General features: G+C 61.3%; 4 protein-coding genes and 7 tRNA genes. All 11 read right to left on the bottom strand.

The window, feature by feature from the left end:
* Window positions 1-181: 181 nt before the first annotated feature.
* Entirely contained in the window at window positions 182-1,291 is a 1,110-nt protein-coding gene (locus tag ACIQ09_RS21400) for a sugar phosphate nucleotidyltransferase (RefSeq protein WP_398314322.1), read from the bottom strand.
* A 170-nt stretch (window positions 1,292-1,461) separates the two neighbouring features.
* Window positions 1,462-1,968, bottom strand: coding sequence for a low molecular weight protein-tyrosine-phosphatase (locus ACIQ09_RS21405; RefSeq protein ID WP_398314328.1), 507 nt, complete (start codon window positions 1,966-1,968; stop codon window positions 1,462-1,464).
* Between the two features lie 105 nt (window positions 1,969-2,073).
* Window positions 2,074-2,150: transfer RNA gene (locus tag ACIQ09_RS21410), tRNA-Asp, on the bottom strand.
* 33 nt (window positions 2,151-2,183) lie between these two features.
* Window positions 2,184-2,259, bottom strand: a tRNA-Glu gene (locus tag ACIQ09_RS21415).
* A 16-nt stretch (window positions 2,260-2,275) separates the two neighbouring features.
* Window positions 2,276-2,351, bottom strand: a tRNA-Ala gene (locus ACIQ09_RS21420).
* 53 nt (window positions 2,352-2,404) lie between these two features.
* A tRNA-Glu gene (locus ACIQ09_RS21425) sits at window positions 2,405-2,480 on the bottom strand.
* A 45-nt stretch (window positions 2,481-2,525) separates the two neighbouring features.
* Window positions 2,526-2,602, bottom strand: a tRNA-Asp gene (locus tag ACIQ09_RS21430).
* 67 nt (window positions 2,603-2,669) lie between these two features.
* Window positions 2,670-2,745, bottom strand: a tRNA-Glu gene (locus tag ACIQ09_RS21435).
* A 15-nt stretch (window positions 2,746-2,760) separates the two neighbouring features.
* Window positions 2,761-2,836: transfer RNA gene (locus ACIQ09_RS21440), tRNA-Ala, on the bottom strand.
* A gap of 168 nt (window positions 2,837-3,004) precedes the next feature.
* On the bottom strand, window positions 3,005-3,790 hold the full coding sequence (locus ACIQ09_RS21445) for a PEP-CTERM sorting domain-containing protein (protein WP_398314324.1): 786 nt from the start codon (window positions 3,788-3,790) through the stop codon (window positions 3,005-3,007).
* A gap of 243 nt (window positions 3,791-4,033) precedes the next feature.
* Window positions 4,034-5,437 carry an FAD-binding oxidoreductase gene (locus tag ACIQ09_RS21450; protein WP_398314326.1) on the bottom strand — a complete coding sequence of 468 codons (1,404 nt, stop codon included), beginning with the start codon at window positions 5,435-5,437 and terminating at the stop codon, window positions 4,034-4,036.
* Window positions 5,438-5,718: the final 281 nt, after the last annotated feature.

Genomic DNA, 5,718 nt, shown 5'->3' on the forward strand with positions numbered 1-5,718 from the left:
GAAGTCGCCCCTACGTGGTCGTTCATCCGCACGTCAATCGTGGGCATGCCTTTGATCAAAGTCTGCGGGTAACTTGTAGGGGCGACTTCAGTCGCCCATCCCCACGTCAATAACAGGCGTGCCTTTGATCAAAGTCCGCGGGCGACTGAAGTCGCCCCTACAGGGGGATTGCGGGGTTGAATCAGATGCGGCCGCGAGCGTCGCCCCAGCGCAGGATGCATTCGTCGTCGCCGACGTAGTAGGCGTCGCCGCCGCGGGTTACGCAGTATTGGGGGGAGACGATCATCTCGGAGAAGCTCTGGCCGTCGGCGATGCGGGTGTATTCGAACAGGATGCTGCGTTCGACCCGGGCGCGGGACTTGATGTGGCTGCCGTGGCCGATCCAGGTGGGGCCGATAATGGAGGCACCGGGGTCGATACGCACGCTGGAGCCGATATACACGGGCCCGACGATCTGAACGCTGTCCCAGGCGATGGAGGTATTGGGGCCGACCCAGACGCCAGGGCGGATCTCTTTGCCGGGCATGTCCATCTGGGCGACTTCGCCGTTGAGCACACGCATCAGCACCGACCAGTAGTCGCTCAGGCGGCCAATGTCGATCCAGTTGAAGAAGCGCTTCTGGGCAAAGAAGGGCAGCTCTTTTTCGACCAGCATGGGGAAAAGCTCGCTGCCGATGTCGAAAGTCTTGCCGGAGGGCACCAGATCGAGCACAGAGGGCTCGAAGATGTAGATGCCGGTGCTAGCCAGGTTGGACTTGGCTTCTTCGGGAGAAGGCTTTTCCTGGAAGGACTTGATGTGGCCGTTGGTGTCGGTGACGACGATGCCGTAGTTCTTGACCTGGTCCTTGGGGACTTCGAGGGTGACGACGCTGGCGACGGCCTGCTTGGAGCGGTGCTCGTGGAGGGCGGCGCCGATATCGAGGTCGATGATGGCGTCGCCGCAGATGACCAGGGTGGTTTCATCGAAGAAGCCGCTGAAGTCCTGGATCTTGCGCATGCCGCCGGCGGAGCCGAGGGGCTTGGGCACGATCTCGCCGTGGTCGCGGACGCCTTCGTAGGAGTAGCCGATGGTGACACCCCAACGGTGGCCGTCACCAAAGTAGTTTTCGATCTTGTAGTGGTTGTAAGCCACATTGATCATGATCTCTTTGATGCCGTACCGGGCCAAGTGCTCGATCAGGTATTCCATGACCGGCTTGCCCAGGATGGGAACCATGGGCTTGGGTACGTTCTTGGTGAGGGGTCGTACCCGCGTTCCCTGGCCTGCCGCCAGAATCATTCCCTTGGCCACGTCTTCATCTCCGGTAGTTGCTATCAATGCGAGTTGCTGTGCGCCACTTTGAGGGCGGGGCACCCTACGCACGCAGGATGCCATCTTCACAGTTATTAACAATGCATTCTAGCATCTAGCGCATTAAGTTTTCCTGAACGTGGCAGACGTTTGATGCATTTGTCGTGATTTCAGACACGTTTGACCCAGGCTTTCACCTCCTGGGAAACGAGCTGATAGGCGGCGACATGGGAGGCCTGACCGCGCTGATAGGGATCGGGCACCTCTTGCTTGCTCCAGTGACCGAGGAGGAAAGTCTTGCCGCGGGCGGTCGGGTCGAGGGCGACAACGTAATCCAGGTGGTGCTTTTGCATGACGAGGATGAGATCGGCCCAGCGGGTGTGGCTTTGGGCGATCTGCTGTGCCCGATGCGCCTCCATGGGAATGCTCAAGTCATCCATGAACGCGAGGGCGGCATCGTCGGCGGGGTGATTGACCATTGCACCAATTCCGGCAGAGCGCACCTCGACGGTGCGCCCGGCGCTAACGAGCTCGTGCCGCAGGAGATATTCGGCAACTGGGCTTCTGCAGATGTTGCCAGTACAGACAGTGAGGATTTTCTGGAACACGGATGGGCGATGGCGAAAAAGGAAAGTAGCAATTTTACGCTGTTGCCACCGCCCCAAGGAACGCAGCATGACTTTGATGCGGCGTTTGAACACGGCGGACGCACCAAAACCAAAAGCCGCCCAAGGGCGGCTTTTGGTTTATCGGATCAAAATCTGATCTGACCCGAAGAATGTTGGCGGAGTGGACGGGACTCGAACCCGCGACCCCCGGCGTGACAGGCCGGTATTCTAACCAACTGAACTACCACTCCATTTGCCTGCTGAACTGCTCAGGGCTTTAATCCTGGCGTCCCCACGGGGATTCGAACCCCGGTTATCGCCGTGAAAGGGCGGTGTCCTAGGCCTCTAGACGATGGGGACTTGACACTAAATTTGGTGGTGGAGGTAAACGGGATCGAACCGATGACCTCTTGCATGCCATGCAAGCGCTCTCCCAGCTGAGCTATACCCCCACGGAACTGCTAAAACTGCTTTCAGGCCCCTTTACCCCGGAACCCGCCAATTCTGGCGTCCCCACGGGGATTCGAACCCCGGTTATCGCCGTGAAAGGGCGGTGTCCTAGGCCTCTAGACGATGGGGACCTGCTAACCGACTACACTGGAGAGCAACGCTCTCCTTGTAAAACTTGGCGGAGTGGACGGGACTCGAACCCGCGACCCCCGGCGTGACAGGCCGGTATTCTAACCAACTGAACTACCACTCCATACAACCTGCTTCATCAGCCAAACTTGCCGGCTGACGCTGCCTGCTTTACAGCAGGACTTGAAACTTGGCGTCCCCACGGGGATTCGAACCCCGGTTATCGCCGTGAAAGGGCGGTGTCCTAGGCCTCTAGACGATGGGGACCTGGTACTGATTTTTTGGTGGAGGTAAACGGGATCGAACCGATGACCTCTTGCATGCCATGCAAGCGCTCTCCCAGCTGAGCTATACCCCCGTCCAACGAAGACCGCATTATAGACATCGACTTGGGGTTTGTAAACCCCTTTTTGCATCTAACGTCTTGAAAACGCCCTTCCCTGCTTCTTACTTTAGACAACGCCGCGCAAAAACGACAACGGCGGCTTACGCCGCCGTTGTTTGCTACACGAGGCTGACAGTGCTATCAGGCAGCCTTGCGACGGCGGGCAGCAGCCAGGCCAGCCAGACCGAGGCCGAGCATGCCGAGGGTGGCGGGCTCAGGAACGGTGGAGGCGCGGATGACACCGCCGATGACGCTGAAGGAACCGTCAAACTTGCCGTCGGTGAGGCTGGGCGGCAGGCCGAAGGGGTTGCCAGCGGGGATGCTGTCGAGGGCTGCGAACAGGCCGCTGAAGCCGGTACCGCCAACATCGGTCTCGCTGATGTCGATCGTCCAGGTGCCGTTGCCTGCGGTGCCACCGAAGGTGTGCAGCACGGACACGGAACCGGTGCCGATGGCAGCGCCGAGGGGGCCGAACATGTTGCCGAGCAGCAGATTGAGGCTGCTGGCGGAACCGTTGAACGAACCGCCCGTAACGGGGTTGCCGTCAGAGGAGAAGGTGTTGGTGGTGAAGTTGTAAACGAAGTGGCTGCCGGTGATACCGCTGTTGGTGATGGCAGCGGTGCCGAGCGGCACAAAAGCGGGGGTGTTGGAGACCAGATCGGGACCGGGGTTGGCCGGGGTGTAGTCGATGGCGATAAGGCCCTTGCGCTCGGCGCTGGTGATGCCGTTGGCCGGGAGGTTCAGATCCAGCAGGCCAGTCAGGCCGGTCAGGGCGATCGTGTAGGTGTTGGGGGTGGCATCGGCAAAGCCGGAGATGTTGAACTGACCGGAGAAGTCGGCCGTCGAGACATACACCGCGGAGTGGGCAGCGGAGGCACCGAAGGTGAGGGCTGCGCCAAGGGCGAGAGCGATCTGCTTTTTGATCATGCTGATATTCCTTTCCAAAAAAACCGTATATGAATATTTTCGGCTGCGGCAGAGCTTCCGGCGATCTTTATTAAAATCCTACTGCACCGCAATGGTGTCTAAATGAGCAAAATTTGTGCCGCAAACCATAACAGTCCGTTATTTATAGGATTTTCCATTTTGGGCAAACCTGATCGGGCCGTGGTGTAAAAAATTCTGACAATTCGCACCGTGTAGCACTTAACGGATCGCCCCCTGCCCTGTTCAAAGCACCTTCCCGGGATTCATCAAACCCCGCGGGTCGAACAGGGCCTTGATTCCCATCATGAGCTGAAGTTCAGTCACCGATTTGTAGCGCGGCAACAAGTCGCGCTTGAGCTGGCCGATGCCGTGTTCGGCGGAGATGGAGCCGCCAAGTTGGTGGACAAGATCGTGCACGACGCGGCCGACGTCTTCTGTGCGGGCGATGAAGTCGGCGTTCTCGTCGCGGCTGGGGCGGGACAGGTTGTAGTGGAGGTTGCCATCTCCCAGGTGCCCGAAGGCGACGATGCGAACACCCGGATAGCACTGCTGCAGCGCCACGGCTGCGCGCTCGATGAACTCGGGGATGGCGCTGACGGGCACCGAGACGTCGTGCTTGATGCTGATGCCTTCGCGCTTCTGGGCTTCGGAAATGTTTTCGCGAAGACGCCACAGCGCTGCAGCCTGGGCCTGGCTGGCGGCGATGGTGCCGTCCGCCACCAGACCGTCGCTGATGGCGGCAGCGAGTTCGGTTTCGAGCGTGGCGCCGAGGTCGACGCTGAGCAGCGTGTCGGTGAGTTCGACCAGCACGTACCAGGGCTGCGGGCTGGGCAGTGGGTCACGGGCATCGGGGATGTGCTGCAGGACAAGGTCGAGGGACGGGCGGCTGATGAGTTCGAAGGCGGTCACCCGATCACCGGCGATTCCACGAAGACGGGAGAGCAGGTCGACCGCCGCGGCCGGGCCTGCTACGGCGAGCCAGGCGGTGACGGTCTGGCGCGGCTTGGCGAAGAGCTTGAGGGTGGCGGCGGTGACGATGCCGAGGGTGCCTTCGGCGCCGATGAAGAGGTGCTTGAAGTCGTAGCCGGTGTTGTCCTTGCGCAGGGCGCGCAGGCCATTCCAAACCCTGCCGTCGGGCAGGACGACTTCGAGGCCGAGGACCAGCTCACGGGTGTTGCCGTAGCGGAGCACCTGGACGCCGCCGGCGTTGGTGGAAATAATGCCGCCGACTTCGCAGCTGCCTTCGCTGGCGAGGGACAGGGGGAAGAGGCGCCCTGCCCCGTCGGCTGCGGCCTGAACTTCGGCCAGGGTGACACCGGCTTCGACGGTGATGGCGTTGTTGTCGGGGTCAACGTGGCGGACCTGCCGCAGCCGGGAGAGATTGACGACGACCGCGCGGCCGTCCGCCAGGGGCGTGGCGCCGCCACACAGGCCGGTGTTGCCGCCCTGAGGCACGATGGGCACGCCTACGGCCACGCAGGCCTGCACCACAGCGGCGACCTGGGCGGTGTCGGCGGGCAGGACAACGGCCTGAGCCACGCCGGTGTAACGGCCCCGCCAGTCGGTTAGATAAGGCGCGGTGGCGGATGCGTCAGTGAGGCAGTGGGCGGGGCCGACGAGGGCACGCAGGGTGTCGAGCAGGGTCATGGCGGGCTGCAGTGATGGGTGAAGCGGTCGAATGAATTCGACCCTACAGGAAAACGCGCGGCGCGGCTGCCCTTGTGGGATCGACACGCAAGGGGATGCGTAGGGGCGACTTCAGTCGCCCGCGGACTCCGATTAACGGCATGGCTGCGATCAACGGGTGGATGATTTGTAGGGGCGACTTCAGAGGGTGTTGTAAATCCCTTTTCACCCCCGCATTTCACGCCAAACCAGGCTACGCCGGGGTCAATCGGACGCGTAGCGCCGCTGGGCGCCTGCCGGTG

The sequence above is a fragment of the Zoogloea sp. genome, assembly GCF_044344315.1.
Lineage (GTDB): Bacteria > Pseudomonadota > Gammaproteobacteria > Burkholderiales > Rhodocyclaceae > Zoogloea.

Excerpts from the sequence above, each read along its gene's own strand:
- ACIQ09_RS21445 (WP_398314324.1), bottom strand. The coding sequence starts at position 3,790 with ATGATCAAAAAGCAGATCGCTCTCGCCCTTGGCGCAGCCCTCACCTTC.
- ACIQ09_RS21405 (WP_398314328.1), bottom strand. The coding sequence starts at position 1,968 with ATGCTGCGTTCCTTGGGGCGGTGGCAACAGCGTAAAATTGCTACTTTC.
- ACIQ09_RS21450 (WP_398314326.1), bottom strand. The coding sequence starts at position 5,437 with ATGACCCTGCTCGACACCCTGCGTGCCCTCGTCGGCCCCGCCCACTGC.